An 18,469-nucleotide genomic window follows, 5' to 3' on the forward strand; every position below is an offset into this window, starting at 1 on the left:
TATCAATCTTTTTCTCATCAGATTAGATTATCCGAGTTTTCGGACAGTCTCCCCTACTCCTCCAGCTCTGCCGGATCTACACCCTGTTTTTTCAGCTTCAGATACACAATTTCCCGGAACAGTGCATATGCCACCGACACGATCGGTATAAATATCAGCATTCCGACTACTCCCATAAGGCTGCCTCCGATGCTGACCGCTGCCAGCACCCAGATGGACGGCAGCCCTACAGAATTACCTACTACATGCGGATAAATCAGGTTTCCCTCTATCTGCTGAAGCACAAGAAACAACACGATGAACATAAGCGCCTTCATCGGATCGACCATGAAGATTAAAAATGCTCCCACCGCACAGCCTAAGAATGCTCCAAAGATCGGTATCAGTGCGGTAAATGCGATAAAGATTCCCACCAGCAGTGCATACGGCAGCCGGAAGATCGTCATGGCCAATACGAACATGCTTCCAAGAATCACAGCCTCCAGGCACTGTCCGGTCAGGAAGCTTGAAAATGTGCTGTAAGTCAGGGAAGAGACTTCCACCACAGCCTCTGCACGACCTCTTCGTACGAATGCAAACAGTACCTTTTTCGCCTGAATTCCCAGTTTTTTCTTCTGCAGCAAAATATAAATTGCAAATACAAAAGCTATGACAAATGTAGAAACTCCGCTGATAATGCTTTTTGCAGCGGTGAGTGTCGAATTCAGCATATTTCCTGCACCATTTTTCAGGAAATCAATCAGTGTCTCCACAATCTTGTCCCAGTCAAACTGTACACTGTTGATCAGTTCGACAACCTCCTTGTTTCCATGAAAGACCTCTTTTCCCCACGCCTGTGCATGTGGGATGAACTGGGTAATACTCTGCCCCAGATTTCCAAATGTATTTACAAGCTGAGGTACAACACCAAAGATCACTACCGTCAACACGCCAACTACGATACAAAGTACACTCAACAGACTCACCGGTCTTGCAAGCTTATCTGCCACTTTATTTTTTCTTACTTTTTTCGTAAACAAGTGCCGCTCGATAAAGTTCATCGGTACATTCAGTACAAACGCAATGGCTCCTCCAAGCAGAAATGGAAAAATCAGATGTCCCACATATCCCAGTACCTCCAACACCTCTTCATATTTCCACAGCACCACGATTAGCAGTGCTGTAAACAAAATCAGCTCCCGGATTTTCCGCATATTTTCCTTATTCAGTTCCATTTAATTCCTTCCTTTATTCAATATCCTGTCAAATCCTCTATTTCTTTCGCGTTCTGATCCATTTCAGCAGCTGAATAACCGGCAGATTCAAAAGAGCCAGTCCATATACAATCATCAACTGTGCCACCGTCAGTGTCTGCACTTTGAACATTCCCTGAAGTGCCGGGATCATCAGTACTCCTGTAATCAAAAGCCAGCCAAGTACAAATGCTCCGATCAGATAAATGTTATTCCAGAATCGTTTCGTAAAAATGATTGGTTTGTTTGCTTTACAGTTAAATCCGTGAACCAGACGGCTGCTGCAAAGTGTTCCAAATGCCATCGTACTTGCCAGCACTGCATTTCCATCGCGATATCCGATCATAAATGCTGTCATGGTCATGATTCCGATACACAGACCTTCCACTCCGATGCTTGTAAGAAATGGTTTTGTCAAAATGGACTCTCCCATGGCACGTGGTTTTTCTTTCATCACTTCTGGATTATGCGGCTCCAGTCCAAGCGCGATCGCCGGCAGGCTGTCTGTCAGAAGGTTGATGAACAGCAGATGTACCGGTGCAAATGGAACCGGCAGACTTGCAAGTGATGCGTACAAAACTGCAAGAATCGCTGCAAAGTTTCCGGAAAGCAGAAATTGAATCGCATTTTTAATATTCTGATAAATGTTTCGTCCATTTTCCACTGCCTTGACAATCGTTGCAAAGTTATCATCCGTCAGCACCATAGCTGCCGCATCTTTCGCCACTTCACTTCCCGTAATTCCCATGGCAACTCCGATATCTGCCTGCTTCAGTGCCGGAGCGTCATTCACTCCGTCTCCCGTCATTGCCACAATATTTCCACGCTCCTGCCATGCCCGCACGATACGGATCTTGTGTTCCGGTGAAACTCTTGCATACACAGAAATGTTCGGTACGAACTCCTGGAGTTCTTCGTCCGTCATATCCTCAATAACCGCACCTTCACAGGCTTCCGACATATTTTCCAAAATTCCGATTCGTTTGGCAATAGCCGCTGCTGTTACTTTGTGGTCTCCTGTAATCATGATTGGCTTGATTCCTGCCTTGATACATTCTGCAACTGCATCTTTAGACTCCACTCTCGGCGGATCCATCATGGAAATCAGTCCCAGGAATGTCAGGTCATTTTCATCATTTAATGTAAGCCCCTGCTCCTGTTCCATCGTCTTATATGCAAATGCCAGTACACGCAGTCCGTTTTCAGAAAAATGTTTATTCTGCACTTCAATTCTGACGCGGTCTTCTTCTGTGATCTTTCTTAGAGTATCTCCATCCTGAATGTGGCTCATACGCTCAAGGAGCACATCGACCGCACCTTTTACGACCATAACATACCGTCCGTCTATAAAATGTTCCGTGGACATAAGTTTTCTGTCACTGTCGAACGGCACCTCGGAAAGCCTTGGATACTTACCACGCACTTGTGCATAATCTGCTCCCAGAAGGCTGCCAAGATTAATAAGAGCCGTCTCCGTCGGATCTCCGATCTCTTGACCATTTTGATTTGTAGAATCATTGCAGAGCATACTGAACATCAGTAACTCTCGCTGTGCCGGATCCTCCAGATCAATCTCTTCAGAACAGATACTTGCACCATTTACATAATAATTTTCCACAGTCATTTTATTCTGTGTCAAAGTTCCAGTCTTATCAGAGCAGATGATTGACACACTGCCAAGTCCTTCGACTGCCTGAAGCTTGCGGATGATCGCATGCTCCTTCGCCATCTTCTGTGTACCAAAGGAAAGCACGATGGTCACGATAGAACTAAGCGCCTCCGGGATAGCTGCCACCGCCAGCGCAACTGCAAATAGAAATGCATTTACAATCGATTCTCCACGGATCACGCTGATTGCAAATAAAATTCCGCAAAATACAAGAATCGTAATAGACAACTTCTTACCAAAATCATCCAGATTCTTCTGAAGCGGTGTCTGCTTCTCTGATGCATTTTTCAGAAGCCCGGCAATCTTACCGACCTCCGTACTCATTCCGACTTCCGTTACTTCAAAGGATGCTCTTCCGTATGTGACAAAGCTTCCGGAAAATACCCGGTTCGTCTGATCTCCAAGTGCTGCACCTTCCGGTACTTCTTCTAAAGACTTTTCCACTGGGAGACTCTCACCTGTAAGTGCACTTTCGTCCACTTTAAGACTTGCAACTGTAAGTAACTTTCCATCTGCCGGAATTAAGTCTCCCGCCTCCACAATTACTTCATCACCGACGGTCACTTCTCTCGCCGGTACCTGCATTAACTGCCCGTCACGCACGACCTTCGCATCCGGTGCCGACAGTTGCTTCAAACTATTCAGCGACTGCTCCGCCTTCACTGTCTGCACCGTTCCAAGAATCGCATTCATCGTAATAACTACAAAGATTACAATCGCACTCTCCACATCTCCAAGAAATCCTGAAATCACCGCGGAGATGATCAGAATAATTACCAGAAAATCCTTGAACTGTTCTAAAAATATTTGAAAGACACTTTTTTTCTTTCCCTCTTCCAGTTCATTCGGTCCGTATTTCTTTAGATTTTCCTTCGCCTGCTCATTTGTCAACATAATTTGTACCTCCTTTTTCCTATTATGGCTCATCTGGTGTACAAAAATAGAGACCTTTATTGCACACCAAAAATATGCAATAAAAGTCTCACCATTTCATTACGATACGGATGATCACTCATCGTACTGACGACATCGCAAACGCCTGATTTTCTACTTTGCAAGACTGACAGGCGCCAGTTACTCCCTTTTATTAATGTTAATATAGTCGATTCTTTCGAATCTGTCAACGGGGTTTTTTACCTTTCCATCAAAAAATCTATAACATTCTGATGTATAATTCCATCTCTTGAAAAATCAAATCTGTCCATGGAAAGTACATACTTCGGATAATTATCTTGAATATCCTTATATGCTCCAAATTCTCTTTCTATGACATCTTCCGTTGCCAGCAAATATGCGACCTGGTAATACTTTTTCTTTCCGTCTTTCACTGCTACAAAATCAATCTCACCCTTTGTCGTTTTTCCTACATCGTATTCCGGAATCCTTTTCCTATGATCTCACTACTGTTTGTGATCATCATAAATGCGTGTGGTTCTACGCTTCTTACGAATTTCCGCAGTTTTAATGCTTGGTCACGGTTCACAACAGTCATGATGACATTCTTCGGCTCGTGTGAATAAGATCCTTCTGCAGACATAATTGTCGCACTGTGGTTCAGCTCTTTATGAATATAATCGCAGATTGTATCAGCATTATCTGACACGATTGTAAAATATTTACACAGGTTCAGACTCTCAATTACGGAATCAATGAAAAATGATTTTGCAAGGAATCCGGCAAATGAAAACAGTCCAACGGTCGGATTATATACAAAGAAAGAAATCGCAACAACTGCGAAGTCTACAAGCAGTAACGCCATTCCGATTGACACGCTGGTATACTTTTTTAATATCAAAGCAATAATATCGGTTCCTCCGCTGGACGCATCCATGAAGAAGAATATCGCGGAACACACTGCTAGCAGCATGAAGGAAAATACAAGCTCCAGCACCGGCTGGTTCGTGATTGGCTTGTCTATCGGATACACATACTGCGCAACTTCCAGCACACCACTGAATACGATACTGACATAGAAAGACCGCATTGCAACTTCCTTTCCCAATATTGGAAATGCGATCAATAACAGTAACATATTGATTACAAATGTGTACGTACTGGCGGAACCGCCAAACATTCCACTTAAAATAACTGCAAAACCGGCTACACCTCCGAAACTAAAATGGTTCGGAAACTTAAATACATAGTTCGCCAGTGCAAGTACGACTGCCCCCACAGTCAGTATACTGTATTTTTTAATCGGTCCCATGTGCTCATCTAACATAATTTATCCCCTCTTTCCCTTACTCATGACACTTGATTGTTTATCTTTGTTATAACATACTCTCCTAAAAAAAGGAATGCCCTCCGGCATTCCTTTTCGTAATATTTACATTCCAAGTCTCTCTGCAATTTCAAGACCCTTCGGACTTGTTGCGACACCACCCATACTTGTCTCTCTGAGTGACACGTCCATCTTCATTCCGACTTCGCCCATGGCATCAATGACCTGATCTACCGGAATGTGGCTTGCGATTCCTGCCAGTGCCATATCTGCTGCCGCCAAAGCGTTTACCGCACCGCCTACATTTCTTTTCACACACGGAACTTCTACCAGCCCGGCTACCGGATCACAGACAAGTCCCATCAGATTCTTAAGTGCCATGGCGCATGCATGTCCCATCTGCTCTTTACTTCCGCCTCGTACACTACAGATTGCCGCTGCTGCCATTCCGGAAGCAGAACCTATCTCTGCCTGACAACCGCCGGAGGCTCCCGCCAGGGAAGCACGGGACGCAATGACCTGGCCGATTCCTGCTGCCACATACATCGCCTGGATCATGGTTTCCTCTGAAGCTTCATATTCTTTATAATAAGTAACAAGAACTGCCGGCATGACTCCACAGGCTCCGGCAGTCGGAGCTGCCACAATTCGCTTCATACAGGCATTGTTACATCCCATTTTTAATGCATTTGCAATAACTTTGGATACAAAATCGCCACACAACGGTTTCCCCTGCTCACGATATGCATCCATCAGCTTTCCTTCTCTTCCGACAAGTCCACTTCTGGAAATTGCCTCCGGGTCATATGCTGCAACACTCTCTTTCATAGAATTCCACATATGTGTCATCTGATTCCAGGACTCTTCTTCGCTGATTCCGTTTTCCTCGCAGTCCTCAAGCTGAACGGCTTTCCAGAATTCTACACTGTCTTTTTCGCATCTTGCCATGATCTCATCCACTGCCTGATATGCCATAACTATCGTCCCTCCTCCAGATTCAGAGATATTACTTCCAGAATATCCTCTTTCTTTTTCAGTTCAGCCACAACATTTTCCGGTATAGACTGATCTGTTTCTACGACCATAACGGCAAGACCGCCTCTTTTGTGACGGAACACCTGCATCGTCGCAACATTGATCTTCTCCCGGCTCAGTGCCGCGCTTACCTCTGTAATACAGCCCGGGCGGTCCATATTCCGTACGATCAACGTATTGCTCTCCCCACTGAAATCAACTTCTATCCCGTCAAGCACACTGACACGGATCCGGCCTCCTCCAATAGAGTATGCCTGCATGACCATCTTTTTATCCGCACCATTTTCCATGATCACTCTTGCTGTATTCGGATGTGCGCCGCGGATTTCTTTTTTTGCAATGGTAAATTCCATGCCATTTTCTTCTGCTACTGTAAAACTATCCGGGATTCGAAGATCATCTGGTTTCATTCCAAGAAGACCCGCAATGATCGCCTTGTCTGTTCCATGACCTTCTCCTGTCGCCGCAAATGATCCGTGCAGATACACTTCTGCTTTTTTCACCGGTTCTCCAAAAAGTTGTCTGGCTGTATAGCCGATCCGCACTGCCCCCGCTGTATGAGAACTGGACGGACCGACCATAATTGGCCCTAATATGTCAAATATGCTGCTCATTGCAAGCTCCTCCTTAAATGTCTATAAAACTTTTTCCTATTATCTCACTGCTGTTTGTAATCATTATATATAGTTACACCATACACGAAAAATGCCGCAATGACAACTCTGAAATCTACATTCCAAATTTTTCTGCAATTTCTATTCCCCTTGGATTTACTGCCACTTTTATTTCTTTTTCTTCGGCATTACATGGATAGCTCCGCCTTCCAGCTCTTCAAGCGCTTCTCCGATTCCTTCATTGTAAGTCGGATGTGCCCGCATACCTTTCAGAAGCTGTGATACTGTCATATTATTGGCAACTGCTGTCACGAATTCACCGATCATGTCGGTCGCTCTTGCACACATCATCTGTGCCCCGACAATCACGCCACTCTCTTCTTCTGCAACGATTTTAATAAATCCCCGCTCCTCTTTTGTGATGAGAGATTTTCCGTTGGCACTCATAATGAACTTACCAACTTTGACAGCGATACCTTTTTCTTTTGCCTCATCTTCCGTGATACCGACAGATGCAATCTCAGGATCTGTGTATACACAACCCGGAACTACATTGACATCGACAGACACTTCTTTTCCGGCAAGCTGCTCTGCAACCTGGATTCCCTGGGCACTTGCCGTATGGGCAAGCTGTGCTCCAAAAATCAGATCTCCGATTGCATACACGCCCGGAATACTTGTCTCGAACTTCTCATCTACAACGACACGTCCTCGGTTCATTTCCGGTGTCGCATCTTCTGCAAAGAGTCCATCTGTGTTCGGGCATCTTCCAACCGCACATAATACATACTGGGAGGCTGCACTCTGCTCTTTTTCTTTCTCCACATACTTACAAATGTACTGGTCTCCATCTGCTTCTACACCCTGTACAGCAGCTGCTGTGTGAATATCAATGCCACGTTTTTTCAAAATCAATTTCAGATTCTGAGAAATCTCCTTATCCATATTCGGAAGAATTCTCGGAAGTGCCTCAAGAATCGTCACCTTACAGCCAAGTTCTGCGTAAACCGTTGCGAATTCCACACTGATAACTCCGCCACCGATAATTGTCAGGCTCTCCGGCACACTCTTCATACGGAACAGTTCATCACTGGTCAGGACTCCCGGAAGATCCATACCTGGAATCGGCAGGATCAACGGCTTAGATCCTGCTGCCAGGATAATGTGCTCCGCCTCTAAAATCTGCTCGCCATCTTCAGACACAACTTTTACTTTCTTATCTGGAAGAAGGGTTCCTTTTCCAGCAATCTGGTCCACTTCGTTGCCCTTGAACAGCCCTTCCACACCTGACACAAGCTGTTTTGTTGTCTCTTCTTTATATTCAAATATTTTTTCAAAATCAAATGTTACATTTTCTGCATGGATACCAAAGCGCTCACACTCTTTTGCGCTTCTATATACCTCTGCAGCATGAATCATTGCTTTTGCCGGAATACATCCACGGTTCAGACATGTTCCGCCTGCTTCTCTTGCCTCAACAACTGCTGTTTTAAATCCAAGCTTTGCTGCCTTAATAGCTGCCACATATCCTCCCGGTCCGGCACCGATCACGATTACATCATATTTCTCGCTCATACTGATGTCCTCCTGTAATTATCCACAATACTGCCAGATGGCAGTGTCTTTTTCCACAACTTCTTTCATATCTTTCCACCTTGTTCAACTGGATGTAACACTTGAATTGAATTCGGAAAGACATTTTTTCTGCTAGAGTTCTTCCTCTTTTATCCACTCGATAATATCTGCTATCATCTCTTCTTCCTGCTTGTCCTCAGCCCAGTAAAGTCTAAGCTCTGAGCAAATATTCTTCTTATGATAACGGATACCTTTTAAATACTTCGGAAGCTTCTCGATCGTCATAGGTTTCAGCGAATCTGAGTACACATTGACATCAGAAATCTTTCCTTTATCCACCTGGAACTGAATATTTATCTGTCCCCACGAAAATCTCTTTGATATCTCATACTGAAAATCTATTTTTCGTCCATATAACCAGTTCCATGATGAAAAATGTTTCGTCCGATTTTCAATCTCTTTCTGATCCAGGTCATCCATCTTACGCTCATTTGATTTCAGACCATAGGCCTCCTCAAATGCTTCCCTTAATGCTTTTTTCAACGCTTCCAGTGTCAGATCCGGTATGTAATCCACCAGATTAGTCACTCTTGATTTTACAGAATCCACACCTTTGGACTGTAATTTTTCCTTTGATACAGTCAGATACTTGGAAAGCATCTCTTTGTTCACATTCATCATCAATGTTCCGTGATGATAGCAATGCTGCTCCTGCTCATAAAATGCATTTCCGGAAAATTTCTTTCCATCAATCAAAATGTCATTTCTTCCGGACTTCTCCGCTTTTGCACCTAACTTTTGCACTGCTTTGACAATAACTTCCAACTGTCTGTCAATGCTGTAATTTTCTTTTGATACGAGAAATGTGAAATTCAGATTTCCCAGATCATGATATACTGCTCCGCCACCGGAAAGACGACGTGCCAGATGTCCTCCATTTTCCTCAAGACTTTCAACTTTACATTCTTTCCAGGCATTCTGATTTCTTCCGATTACAACGGTATTCTGATTCTGCCACAAATATAAAATACACTCCTGAGGTTCACAGTGGAGGAGTAAATACTCCTCCACTGCAAGATTTTTATATGGATGAAACTGACCGCTCTCAATGTAAGTAATCTTCTCTACCATATGCGATCCCCTTATCCTATTCTTTTCAATTTTTTATATTCTTGTTGTTACATCTGCGAATTATGATTCAAACTCATATTTCAATACCGGATGTCTCGCTGCCTCTACCTCATCCATTCTTGTGACCGGTGTTGTCACCGGTGCCTGAAGCAGGCTTTCCGAATTCTCAAGTGCGTCATTGTAAAGCTTACGAAATACCTCAATTGCATGATCCAGTACTTCTTTTGACTCTGTCTCTGTCGGCTCTACCATCAGCGCTTCATGTACGATTAACGGGAAGTACATTGTAGGCGGATGGATTCCGTTATCCAGAAGTCCTTTTGCGATATCCATTGCAGATACACCTGCTTTCTTCTTCAGATCTTCCAGACTCATAACAAACTCATGCATGCATACCTCATCATATGCCATTGTATAGAGGTCTTTTAACTTGTTCATCATATAGTTCGCGTTCAGAACTGCGTTCTGGCTTGCCTCCGGAATTCCTTCTTTTCCAAGTGTCATCAGGTAAGTCAGTGCTTTGACAACTACAAGGAAGTTTCCATAGAATTCTTTCATCTCACCAATGCTGTGCTCGGCTTTCTCCATTGCCAAAGCCCCTTCTTTTTCTACCACTCTGTAGGATGGCAGGAACTGCAGCAACATACTCTTGCAGCCAACCGGTCCGCTTCCCGGACCTCCGCCTCCATGAGGTGTTGAAAATGTCTTATGAAGGTTCAGGTGAATCACGTCGAATCCCATATCTCCAGGTCTTACAGTTCCCATAACTGCATTCAGATTTGCTCCATCGTAATAGCAAAGACCGCCGCATTCATGTACGATTTCTGTAATTTTTAAAATATTTTTGTCAAACAGTCCGACAGTGTTCGGATTGGTCAGCATCAGTCCTGCAGTATCTTCTCCACATGCTGCCTTTAACGCTTCAAGGTCTACTCCTCCGTCCGGTGCAGATGCAATGCTGACTACCTTATAGCCTGCCATTGTAGCACTAGCCGGGTTGGTTCCATGCGCAGAATCCGGTACAATGATTTTTGTTCTCTTCTCGTCTCCTCTGCTTTCATGATATGCCTTAATGAGCATCAGACCTGTAAACTCTCCGTGAGCTCCTGCTGCAGGCTGGAATGTCATACCGTCCATTCCTGTGATCTCGCACAGGTATTCTTCGGATTTTTTCAGAACTTCCAGGCATCCCTGTACAGAATGTTCTGGCTGCAGCGGATGGATCTGGGTAAATCCAGGCAATGCTGCCATATCTTCATTAATTTTCGGATTGTACTTCATCGTACAAGATCCAAGTGGATAGAATCCATCATTGACTCCATGGGATTTCTTTGCCAGTTCTGTATAGTGTCTGGAAAGGTCATTCTCAGACATTTGCGGAAGGTGAAGCTCTTTTTGTCTTGCATCCTTCTCACCAGGTTTTTTGATTTCTACATCGCAGGCTGGGAGCATGCTCATGCCTCGTCCGGCTCTGCTTTTTTCAAATACTAACATGCTCTACACCTCCTTTAAAATGCGGATAACTTCATCCATCTCTTCTTTTGTGTTCATCTCTGTACAGCACCATAATACTCGGTGGTTTCCAAGTGGATATCCTCCCAGGATTCCATGCTCTTCCAGCGCCTTTAATGCTTCGCAAGGACATTTTTCAGATACAGTTACAAATTCGTGGAAGAATTCTCCCTTATTCTCTACTTTGAATCCGATCTTATCAAGCTCTGCTGCCAGATAATGTGCTTTGGAAGTAGACTGAAGCGCTGCTTCTTTGATTCCTTCACTTCCCATAGCCGACATGTACACGCCAACTGCCAGCGCGCAAAGTGCCTGATTGGAACAAATGTTACTGGAAGCTTTTTCTCTGCGGATATGCTGCTCTCTTGCCTGAAGTGTCAATACATATCCGGTCTTTCCATTATGGTCTTCTGTCTGACCGACAATTCTTCCCGGAAGCTTTCTCATCATGCCTTCTGTGGCTGCCATAAATCCTAAGTATGGTCCTCCAAATCCAAGTGGAAGTCCCAGTGGCTGTCCATCTCCGACTGCCACATCTGCACCGTACTCTGCCGGTGTCTTGATGATTCCAAGGGAGATTGGATTCACACCCATGATATATTTTGCCCCGGCACCATGAGCAATTTCCCCGATTGCCTGTGCATCTTCCAGATTACCGTAATAGTTCGGATGTTGGATATAGACACATGCTGTCTGCTCGTCTATATTTTCTTTCAGATAATCCAGATCTGTCACGCCGTCTTTTTCCGGAATCTCCACGATCTCCATTCCATTTCCATGACAATACGTATGTATCGTTGCCAGTGCATCCGGCAAGATCGCTGTGGATACGAAGGCTTTCTTACGCTTTCTCTCCTGGCACATTGCCACACCTTCTGCTGCCGCCTCGGCACCGTCATACACACAGGCATTGGACACGTCCATTCCGGTCAGATCACAGATCATTGTCTGATACTCGAAAATGGACTGTAAGATTCCCTGACTGATCTCTGCCTGATACGGTGTATATGCTGTCAGCAGATTTTCTTTTGAAATCACACTGTTCACTATGGATGGAATAAAATGTCTGTATGCTCCTGCACCTCGGAAAATGGTCTTAAATACCTGATTCTTTGATGCAATATTTTCCATCTCTCTGCGGACTTCCAGCTCTGACTTTCCTTCCGGAATATTCAGTCCGCCTTTGATCTTAACCTCATCAGGAATATGTGCGAACAGATCCTCGATAGAACTGTATCCGATCTCTTTTAACATTTCCTGACGTTCTTCTAACGTATTCGGTACATAGCTTCCCATATGCCGTCCACCTCCCGTCTTTGTCTTACTGCTCGCTTGCTACAAATGCCTCGTATTCTGATGAGGATAATAATTCCTCTTTCTCAGATACTTCTTTTACTTTGATAAACCATGCATCATATGGTGCTCCGTTGATAGATTCCGGTGCATCTAAGAGCTCCTCGTTAATCTCACACACAACTCCGGAAACCGGTGAATATACATCGGAAACAGCCTTTACAGACTCAACATCACCAAATGCCTCACCAACGGATACGCTGTCTCCCTCTTCCGGAAGATTTACAAATACTAAGTCTCCAAGCTCAGACTGTGCGTAGTCTGTAAGACCAATTGTAACAACATCTCCTTCTTCTTTTACCCACTCATGTGATTTTGCATATAATAATCCTTCTCTGATTTCCATTTTAATAATCTCCTTTTTTTATATATTCTCTTTTTTAATCCTTCAACAAAACTTATTTCGCTCTCTTGTAGAATGGCAGTGCTATGACTTCTGCCTCGACTTTACGTCCTCTTACATCTACTTCTACTTTATTACCGATCTCTACACTTCCGGCATCTACTAATGCCATTGCGATTGGATATCCCAGGAACGGACAATGTGTTCCGCTTGTTGTATGTCCGATTTTCTTGTCTCCAACATAGATATCCTGATGTTCACGGATAATTCCTCTTCCGGTTACTTTGAGTCCGATTCTTGTAATCTTCGGCTCACCACGCTCTTCCATGGCTTTCTTTCCGATGAAGTCTTCCTCTTTTCCCATCTTGACTGCAAATTTCAGGCCTGTCTCAAGTGGTGATATTTCATCATCCATCTCATGTCCGTACAGCGGCATTGCTGCTTCCATACGAAGTGTATCTCTGGCTCCAAGTCCACACGGAATCAGCCCTTCATCTTTTCCGGCCTCTAAAAGTGCATCCCACATTTTCTCAGCATTTTCACTTGCCAGATATAACTCGACTCCGTCTTCTCCTGTGTATCCTGTCTTGGAAATGATACATGGAATTCCAGCTACCTCTGTATCAAATACTGCATGATAATATTTCTTTGGAATGTTCTCTTCTGCCGTTAATTTCTTCAGAATCTCCATTGCTTTCGGTCCCTGAAGTGCAATCTGTCCATACTCAGAAGATGCATCTGTAAATGTGACCTCTCCGAATTGATGGTCTAACATCCACTGATAATCTTTATCTTTGTTCGCCGCATTTACTACGATAAAGTAATCATTGTCTCCACGTTTGTATACGATCAGGTCATCTACTGTTCCACCATTCTCGTTACACATCGGGCTGTATCTTGCTTGCCCATCTACCATGTTAGTAAAATCATTTGTCAGCAGCTTCTGCAGGTTTGCAAGTGCATCTTTTCCCTGGCACAATACCTCTCCCATATGAGACACATCGAAAAGTCCCGCTTTTTCTCTAACTGTCATATGCTCTGTGATAACACCTGTTCCATACTGTACCGGTAAGAGATATCCTGCAAATGGAACGATCTTACCGCCTGCTTTCACATGCGCATCATAAAGTGGTGTTTTTAACTCCATGTCAAATCCTCCTTCTTATTCTTAATAGACACGTTAATTTTATTCGTATAATGGATATTTCTCGCAGATTTTTGTGACTTCATCTCTAATCTCATCTGCCTTTGTCTCAAAGTCTGTCACCGTCATCTTGATCAGTTTTGCGATTGTCTTCATATCCTCTTCCTTCAGTCCTCTTGTTGTAACTGCCGGTGTACCGATTCTGATTCCACTTGTTACAAATGGACTTGCCGGATCATTTGGTACTGAGTTCTTATTGACTGTGATGTAAACCTCGTCCAGTCGGTTCTGAAGTTCTTTTCCGGTAATCTTCATGTTCTGAAGATCTACTAACATCAAGTGGTTATCCGTTCCACCACTTACCAGATTGAAGCCTTCTGCTATCAATGCATCTGCAAGTGCTTTCGCGTTATTCACTACCTGCTTCTGATACTCTTTGAACTCTGGTTTCAATGCCTCTCCGAAGCAGACAGCTTTTGCTGCAATAATATGCATCAGCGGACCCCCCTGAGTTCCCGGGAAGATTGCTTTGTTAATTGCTTTTGCATGTTCTTCCTTACACATGATCACTCCGCCTCTTGGTCCTCTCAGTGTCTTGTGCGTTGTCGTTGTAACTACATCTGCGTATGGAACCGGATTCTGGTGAAGTCCTGCTGCAACCAGTCCTGCGATATGTGCCATATCTACGAAGAGATAAGCGCCAACTTCTTTTGCAATATCTGCAAAGATATCGAATCGGATCTCTCTTGGATAAGCGGAAGCTCCTGCAACAATCATCTTCGGCTTACATTCATGTGCAAGTTTTCGAATCTCATCGTAATCCAGTACTCCGTCATCGTTGATGTTATAAGGTACAAAATTATATAAAATACCGGATTGGTTTACCGGTGATCCATGTGTCAGATGTCCGCCGTGTGCCAGGTTCAGTCCCATTACTGTGTCACCCGGTTTAATCAGTGCCTGATATACTGCATTGTTTGCATTTGCTCCTGAGTGCGGCTGAACACATGCATGATCACAGCCAAATAATTCTTTTAATCTCTCAATTGCCAGATTTTCAATAATATCTACATTCTCGCAGCCCCCATAATATCTCTTGCCCGGATATCCTTCTGCGTATTTATTTGCCGGTACAGTTGCCATAGCCATCATCACTGCCGGGCTGATAATGTTCTCAGATGCAATCAGCTCCAGGTTTCTTCTCTGGCGTCCAAGCTCCAACTCAATTGCTTTTCCAACCTCTTCGTCATAGTTCTTCACATAATCTGTTACCTGTTCAACCATGTTCATTTTCTAATCATCCTCCAAATTTCCCCAAAAATTTTAAAAAAAGGGTACAAAAAAAGCAGGTAAAAAATAATTTCTTAACAATCTTAAGACTAATTATTTTTTATCTGCCTCTGTCCTTTCACCTGAAAGATTACTTACCGGTCTTCGCGTGTATGGCAGGTAAGTTACTTCTTCGGTACAATCCCTTCCATTGTTCTCCAGAGTGTTGTCCAGACCCGTTCCTTTTGCCTGAGAGTTTCTGCTTGCCCCTTCGGCTCCAGTCTATCATTCCATGTGTCGCGTCTCACATGATAGTGGTATCTCACAAGTCCTTCCTTCAACTTAACCTCAGAATACAGCTGTCTGATAATAAAGTCAAGCGTTAAATATTTTTCTTACTTGTTAGAATTCTATCAGTGATTATCGTTAAATATCTGACACCGTATTTACAGCCTTTACACCAGTTTTACATGCGTTTTTCTCAGTAATTCAAGTCGAACGTCCGTGAGACTTGGCGCGTGATTCTGGTCAGAGAAGCTGACATATTCCTATCAGAATCACTGCGCATCCTCGCGGAGCGTTTATCTCAGTCGGAGACCTATCTCCCACTGAGACAAATTTACTATTACTCACCACCTGAAGGTGGGAGTCTTCTCGACTGAGATAACAACTATTCTGTACTTGTATCTGTACGATTGTCATTGCTACTATCCGTATTGGAATCTGTACTACTGGCATTACTGCTGTCCGTACTTGTATCTGCACCACTGCTCAATCTTGACTTAGGAATTTCGATATTCTCTTTCTTATATGCAGCCAGTACAGCCTCCTTGATACATTTTGCATATGCTTTCGCACCTGCCGGGAGCAAATGTGTATCGTCTGCATCAAAATACTCATCATGACCCTCGCTTGCAGCATACCAGTCGATCAGATATGTATGATCATTTTCTTCTACGAATTTTTTTATCTTGCTGTTGCTTTCCTCTTCGAACGTATCATGCGGAATCCGGACTGTTGTCAGAAACAATGGCATATCCTTCCCTATCTTCTCCCGAATATCTTCAAGTTCACCATTGATCGGACTGTTCGAAAGTGATGCAAATATGACGCCTTCTCCCTCCCATTTCTTTTCGTCAATGTAGGAATCAAGAACTTGTTTACCAAGTGATGTGATCCGTCCGATTTTAGTATCACTGACGCTGTTTGGAAACATTTCATAAAAATCATCTGTCACATCAACTGCAATAGAATCCCCGATGAGCAGGAGATTTAAACCTTCCAGAATCTCATCATCCGTCAGATCAGCCGTACAGATGGTATCATCACTCTCTGAACCATTCGCTTTCTGCTTTGCAAGTTGTTCTTCCGTCATCTTACCGGTCTCTTTTGCCTTTGTCTCACGTTTTTGTAATGTATCCAATGCATTTTTCTTCGGCACAAATACCATGCAAAGTATCAGTGACACGGTCAGTACAAATGTGCCTGCCATTACCTTTAAACTTCTTCTTGCCACCTGTATCTGGCGCTTCTTCTCCTGCCTGGATTTCGGTCTGCTTCTTAAAATATTCAAATATTCCCCAATAATACCATGGCGGATCGGTGTCTCAATAAAACGATAAGAAAGCTCTGCCAGGACAACACTTAATACAATTTCAATCAATGTAATCCACCAGGATGCCTTTATCCCCTTACTGATTAACAAAATGATTGGATAATGCCACAGATATATGCTGTATGAACGATCCCCAATCCATTTCAATACTGGATTACTTAAGAATCTGCTAAGCCAGGTCTTTCGTCCTGATACTGCATAGACCATCAATACGGTCAGAATTGTTCCAAAAAATTGTCCTCCTCTGTACCAGAAATTACTGGAACCATTGATTGCTATCGTCATCACGAGCAACACTGCAAAAGACACACTGCCCAAAACCATATTGACACTAGCTGAAAGCCTTCTTGGAACCATCCGGTACTCCCACAGAATTGCAAGTAATGCACCGAATAAAAGGGAAAATGCTCTCGTGTCTGTCCCATAATATACCCGGCTGGCATCCTGCTGTGGATCAAATAATACAATCATCAAAATTACTGAGATCAGCGCCAGCAACAGCGTTACTCCGGCAAACAAAAGACCTCTCTTTGCCCGTCCCTCTCCTCTGCTTTTTGCTAACTTATAGATTCCCAGAAGAATCAATGGATATATCAGATAAAATTGTGTTTCAATCGCCAGTGACCGACAATGCGTAAATGGTGACGTTACTCCGGCCGCTTCAAAGTAAGATACCTTATTAAAAATCTGCCACCAGTTATTAAATCCCAGAACAGATGCCAGAAAATCCTTACAGCCCTTTGTAAAAATAATCCTGTTTACGACTGCGCTGACAAATATTATAACAACTGCCATTGACATAACTGCCGGAACAAGACGCCTGATACGCCTCAGCCAAAAGTTCTTCAAATCTATTGTTCCTTCTTCTTCTACTTCGGAAATCAGTATGCCTGTAATTAAATATCCTGATAAAACAAAAAATACTGTCACACCAAGAAAGCCGCTCTTAAATAAAGCCAGCTTCAAATGATATGCCAGTACCATAATAACCGCAATTGCTCTTATACCATCAAGCCCTGTGATGTATCTTCTCTTTTTCCCCATAACTCTTCATCCTCATTTGTACTTTTTATTGTTTAGCTCATAACTTCTGTTGCCTCTCCTCTTGTCTCTAATATCTATTATACATAATATTAAATAAAAGTACAAAAAAAAGCAAGAACCTTTAAAGTTCTTGCTTATCTGCATGAGCGTGCGGGGATTCGAACCCCGGACAACTTGATTAAAAGTCAAGTGCTCTACCACCTGAGCTACACGCCCGTCTCTTCCAATATGCTAATCATAAAGGAAAATGCCCAGAACCGGAATCGAACCAGTGACACGAGGATTTTCAGTCCTCTGCTCTACCAACTGAGCTATCTGGGCATTCATCACATCAGCTATTGCCAATGTAAATTGCGGGGGCAGGATTTGAACCTACGACCTTCGGGTTATGAGCCCGACGAGCTTCCAGACTGCTCCACCCCGCGATATTAAAATTTCTCTTTAAAAGAGTTAAGCCGATGATCGGACTCGAACCGATAACCTGCTGATTACAAATCAGCTGCTCTGCCAATTGAGCCACATCGGCGCAAGCCTTTAGGCTAATGGGTGGAGGTGGATTCGAACCACCGAAGCATTAAGCAGCAGATTTACAGTCTGTCCCCTTTGGCCACTCGGGAATCCACCCATATTCAATATAACTAACAACTTTTAAGTTGTAATGGGACCAATAGGGCTCGAACCTATGACCCTCTGCTTGTAAGGCAGATGCTCT

The 18,469-nt window shown here is 43.6% G+C and carries 14 protein-coding genes, 5 tRNA genes and 1 riboswitch; all 19 genes read right to left on the reverse strand.

Going from position 1 to position 18,469, the window contains the following annotated elements; genetic code table 11:
* Positions 1-53: 53 nt before the first annotated feature.
* Entirely contained in the window at positions 54-1,214 is a 1,161-nt protein-coding gene (locus LI149_RS13500) for an AI-2E family transporter (RefSeq protein WP_227143505.1), read from the reverse strand.
* Between the two features lie 37 nt (positions 1,215-1,251).
* Entirely contained in the window at positions 1,252-3,795 is a 2,544-nt protein-coding gene (locus tag LI149_RS13505; RefSeq protein ID WP_227143506.1) for a cation-translocating P-type ATPase, read from the reverse strand.
* A gap of 239 nt (positions 3,796-4,034) precedes the next feature.
* Positions 4,035-4,229, reverse strand: coding sequence for a hypothetical protein (locus tag LI149_RS13510; protein WP_173786437.1), 195 nt, complete (start codon positions 4,227-4,229; stop codon positions 4,035-4,037).
* Between the two features lie 35 nt (positions 4,230-4,264).
* A complete protein-coding gene (locus LI149_RS13515) occupies positions 4,265-5,122 on the reverse strand; it encodes a YitT family protein (protein WP_227143507.1) in 858 nt (285 codons plus the stop codon).
* Positions 5,123-5,227: 105 nt separating this feature from the next.
* Positions 5,228-6,097: an L-serine ammonia-lyase, iron-sulfur-dependent, subunit alpha gene (sdaAA, locus tag LI149_RS13520; protein ID WP_227143508.1), complete on the reverse strand. Its 870-nt coding sequence runs from the start codon at positions 6,095-6,097 to the stop codon at positions 5,228-5,230.
* Positions 6,098-6,099: 2 nt separating this feature from the next.
* Positions 6,100-6,771: an L-serine ammonia-lyase, iron-sulfur-dependent subunit beta gene (gene sdaAB, locus LI149_RS13525; protein WP_117614112.1), complete on the reverse strand. Its 672-nt coding sequence runs from the start codon at positions 6,769-6,771 to the stop codon at positions 6,100-6,102.
* 168 nt (positions 6,772-6,939) lie between these two features.
* Complete coding sequence (gene lpdA, locus LI149_RS13530; protein ID WP_227143509.1) at positions 6,940-8,346, reverse strand: dihydrolipoyl dehydrogenase; 1,407 nt, start codon at positions 8,344-8,346, stop codon at positions 6,940-6,942.
* A 132-nt stretch (positions 8,347-8,478) separates the two neighbouring features.
* Complete coding sequence (locus LI149_RS13535) at positions 8,479-9,477, reverse strand: lipoate--protein ligase (protein ID WP_227143510.1); 999 nt, start codon at positions 9,475-9,477, stop codon at positions 8,479-8,481.
* A 60-nt stretch (positions 9,478-9,537) separates the two neighbouring features.
* The gene (gene gcvPB, locus LI149_RS13540; protein WP_227079158.1) at positions 9,538-10,971 is read right to left on the reverse strand and encodes an aminomethyl-transferring glycine dehydrogenase subunit GcvPB; all 1,434 of its coding nucleotides are present in this window, start codon (positions 10,969-10,971) and stop codon (positions 9,538-9,540) included.
* 3 nt (positions 10,972-10,974) lie between these two features.
* Positions 10,975-12,285 carry an aminomethyl-transferring glycine dehydrogenase subunit GcvPA gene (gene gcvPA, locus LI149_RS13545; protein ID WP_227143511.1) on the reverse strand — a complete coding sequence of 437 codons (1,311 nt, stop codon included), beginning with the start codon at positions 12,283-12,285 and terminating at the stop codon, positions 10,975-10,977.
* A 25-nt stretch (positions 12,286-12,310) separates the two neighbouring features.
* A complete protein-coding gene (gene gcvH / locus LI149_RS13550; protein ID WP_227143512.1) occupies positions 12,311-12,688 on the reverse strand; it encodes a glycine cleavage system protein GcvH in 378 nt (125 codons plus the stop codon).
* A 52-nt stretch (positions 12,689-12,740) separates the two neighbouring features.
* The gene (gene gcvT, locus LI149_RS13555; RefSeq protein WP_227143513.1) at positions 12,741-13,832 is read right to left on the reverse strand and encodes a glycine cleavage system aminomethyltransferase GcvT; all 1,092 of its coding nucleotides are present in this window, start codon (positions 13,830-13,832) and stop codon (positions 12,741-12,743) included.
* A gap of 39 nt (positions 13,833-13,871) precedes the next feature.
* Positions 13,872-15,113 (reverse strand): serine hydroxymethyltransferase, encoded by a 1,242-nt coding sequence (gene glyA, locus LI149_RS13560; protein ID WP_227143515.1) that lies wholly within the window; start codon positions 15,111-15,113, stop codon positions 13,872-13,874.
* A 106-nt stretch (positions 15,114-15,219) separates the two neighbouring features.
* Positions 15,220-15,330, reverse strand: a riboswitch (glycine riboswitch).
* 438 nt (positions 15,331-15,768) lie between these two features.
* Complete coding sequence (locus LI149_RS13565) at positions 15,769-17,757, reverse strand: acyltransferase family protein (RefSeq protein ID WP_227143514.1); 1,989 nt, start codon at positions 17,755-17,757, stop codon at positions 15,769-15,771.
* A gap of 143 nt (positions 17,758-17,900) precedes the next feature.
* Positions 17,901-17,973 (reverse strand) — tRNA-Lys (locus tag LI149_RS13570).
* Positions 17,974-18,005: 32 nt separating this feature from the next.
* Positions 18,006-18,078: transfer RNA gene (locus LI149_RS13575), tRNA-Phe, on the reverse strand.
* A 30-nt stretch (positions 18,079-18,108) separates the two neighbouring features.
* Positions 18,109-18,182: transfer RNA gene (locus LI149_RS13580), tRNA-Met, on the reverse strand.
* Positions 18,183-18,210: 28 nt separating this feature from the next.
* Positions 18,211-18,283 (reverse strand) — tRNA-Thr (locus LI149_RS13585).
* A 17-nt stretch (positions 18,284-18,300) separates the two neighbouring features.
* Positions 18,301-18,382 (reverse strand) — tRNA-Tyr (locus LI149_RS13590).
* Positions 18,383-18,469 lie beyond the last annotated feature (87 nt).

The sequence above is a fragment of the Dorea sp. 210702-DFI.3.17 genome, assembly GCF_020560825.1.
In the GTDB taxonomy this organism is placed as follows: Bacteria; Bacillota; Clostridia; order Lachnospirales; family Lachnospiraceae; genus Dorea; species Dorea formicigenerans.

Bases quoted from the DNA above. Each gene is read 5' to 3' on its own strand.
- LI149_RS13500 (WP_227143505.1), bottom strand. From the start codon at position 1,214: ATGGAACTGAATAAGGAAAATATGCGGAAAATCCGGGAGCTGATTTTG.
- LI149_RS13505 (WP_227143506.1), bottom strand. From the start codon at position 3,795: ATGTTGACAAATGAGCAGGCGAAGGAAAATCTAAAGAAATACGGACCG.
- LI149_RS13515 (WP_227143507.1), bottom strand. From the start codon at position 5,122: ATGTTAGATGAGCACATGGGACCGATTAAAAAATACAGTATACTGACT.
- sdaAA (WP_227143508.1), bottom strand. From the start codon at position 6,097: ATGGCATATCAGGCAGTGGATGAGATCATGGCAAGATGCGAAAAAGAC.
- sdaAB (WP_117614112.1), bottom strand. From the start codon at position 6,771: ATGAGCAGCATATTTGACATATTAGGGCCAATTATGGTCGGTCCGTCC.
- lpdA (WP_227143509.1), bottom strand. From the start codon at position 8,346: ATGAGCGAGAAATATGATGTAATCGTGATCGGTGCCGGACCGGGAGGA.
- LI149_RS13535 (WP_227143510.1), bottom strand. From the start codon at position 9,477: ATGGTAGAGAAGATTACTTACATTGAGAGCGGTCAGTTTCATCCATAT.
- gcvPB (WP_227079158.1), bottom strand. From the start codon at position 10,971: ATGTTAGTATTTGAAAAAAGCAGAGCCGGACGAGGCATGAGCATGCTC.
- gcvPA (WP_227143511.1), bottom strand. From the start codon at position 12,285: ATGGGAAGCTATGTACCGAATACGTTAGAAGAACGTCAGGAAATGTTA.
- gcvH (WP_227143512.1), bottom strand. From the start codon at position 12,688: ATGGAAATCAGAGAAGGATTATTATATGCAAAATCACATGAGTGGGTA.
- gcvT (WP_227143513.1), bottom strand. From the start codon at position 13,832: ATGGAGTTAAAAACACCACTTTATGATGCGCATGTGAAAGCAGGCGGT.
- glyA (WP_227143515.1), bottom strand. From the start codon at position 15,113: ATGGTTGAACAGGTAACAGATTATGTGAAGAACTATGACGAAGAGGTT.
- LI149_RS13565 (WP_227143514.1), bottom strand. From the start codon at position 17,757: ATGGGGAAAAAGAGAAGATACATCACAGGGCTTGATGGTATAAGAGCA.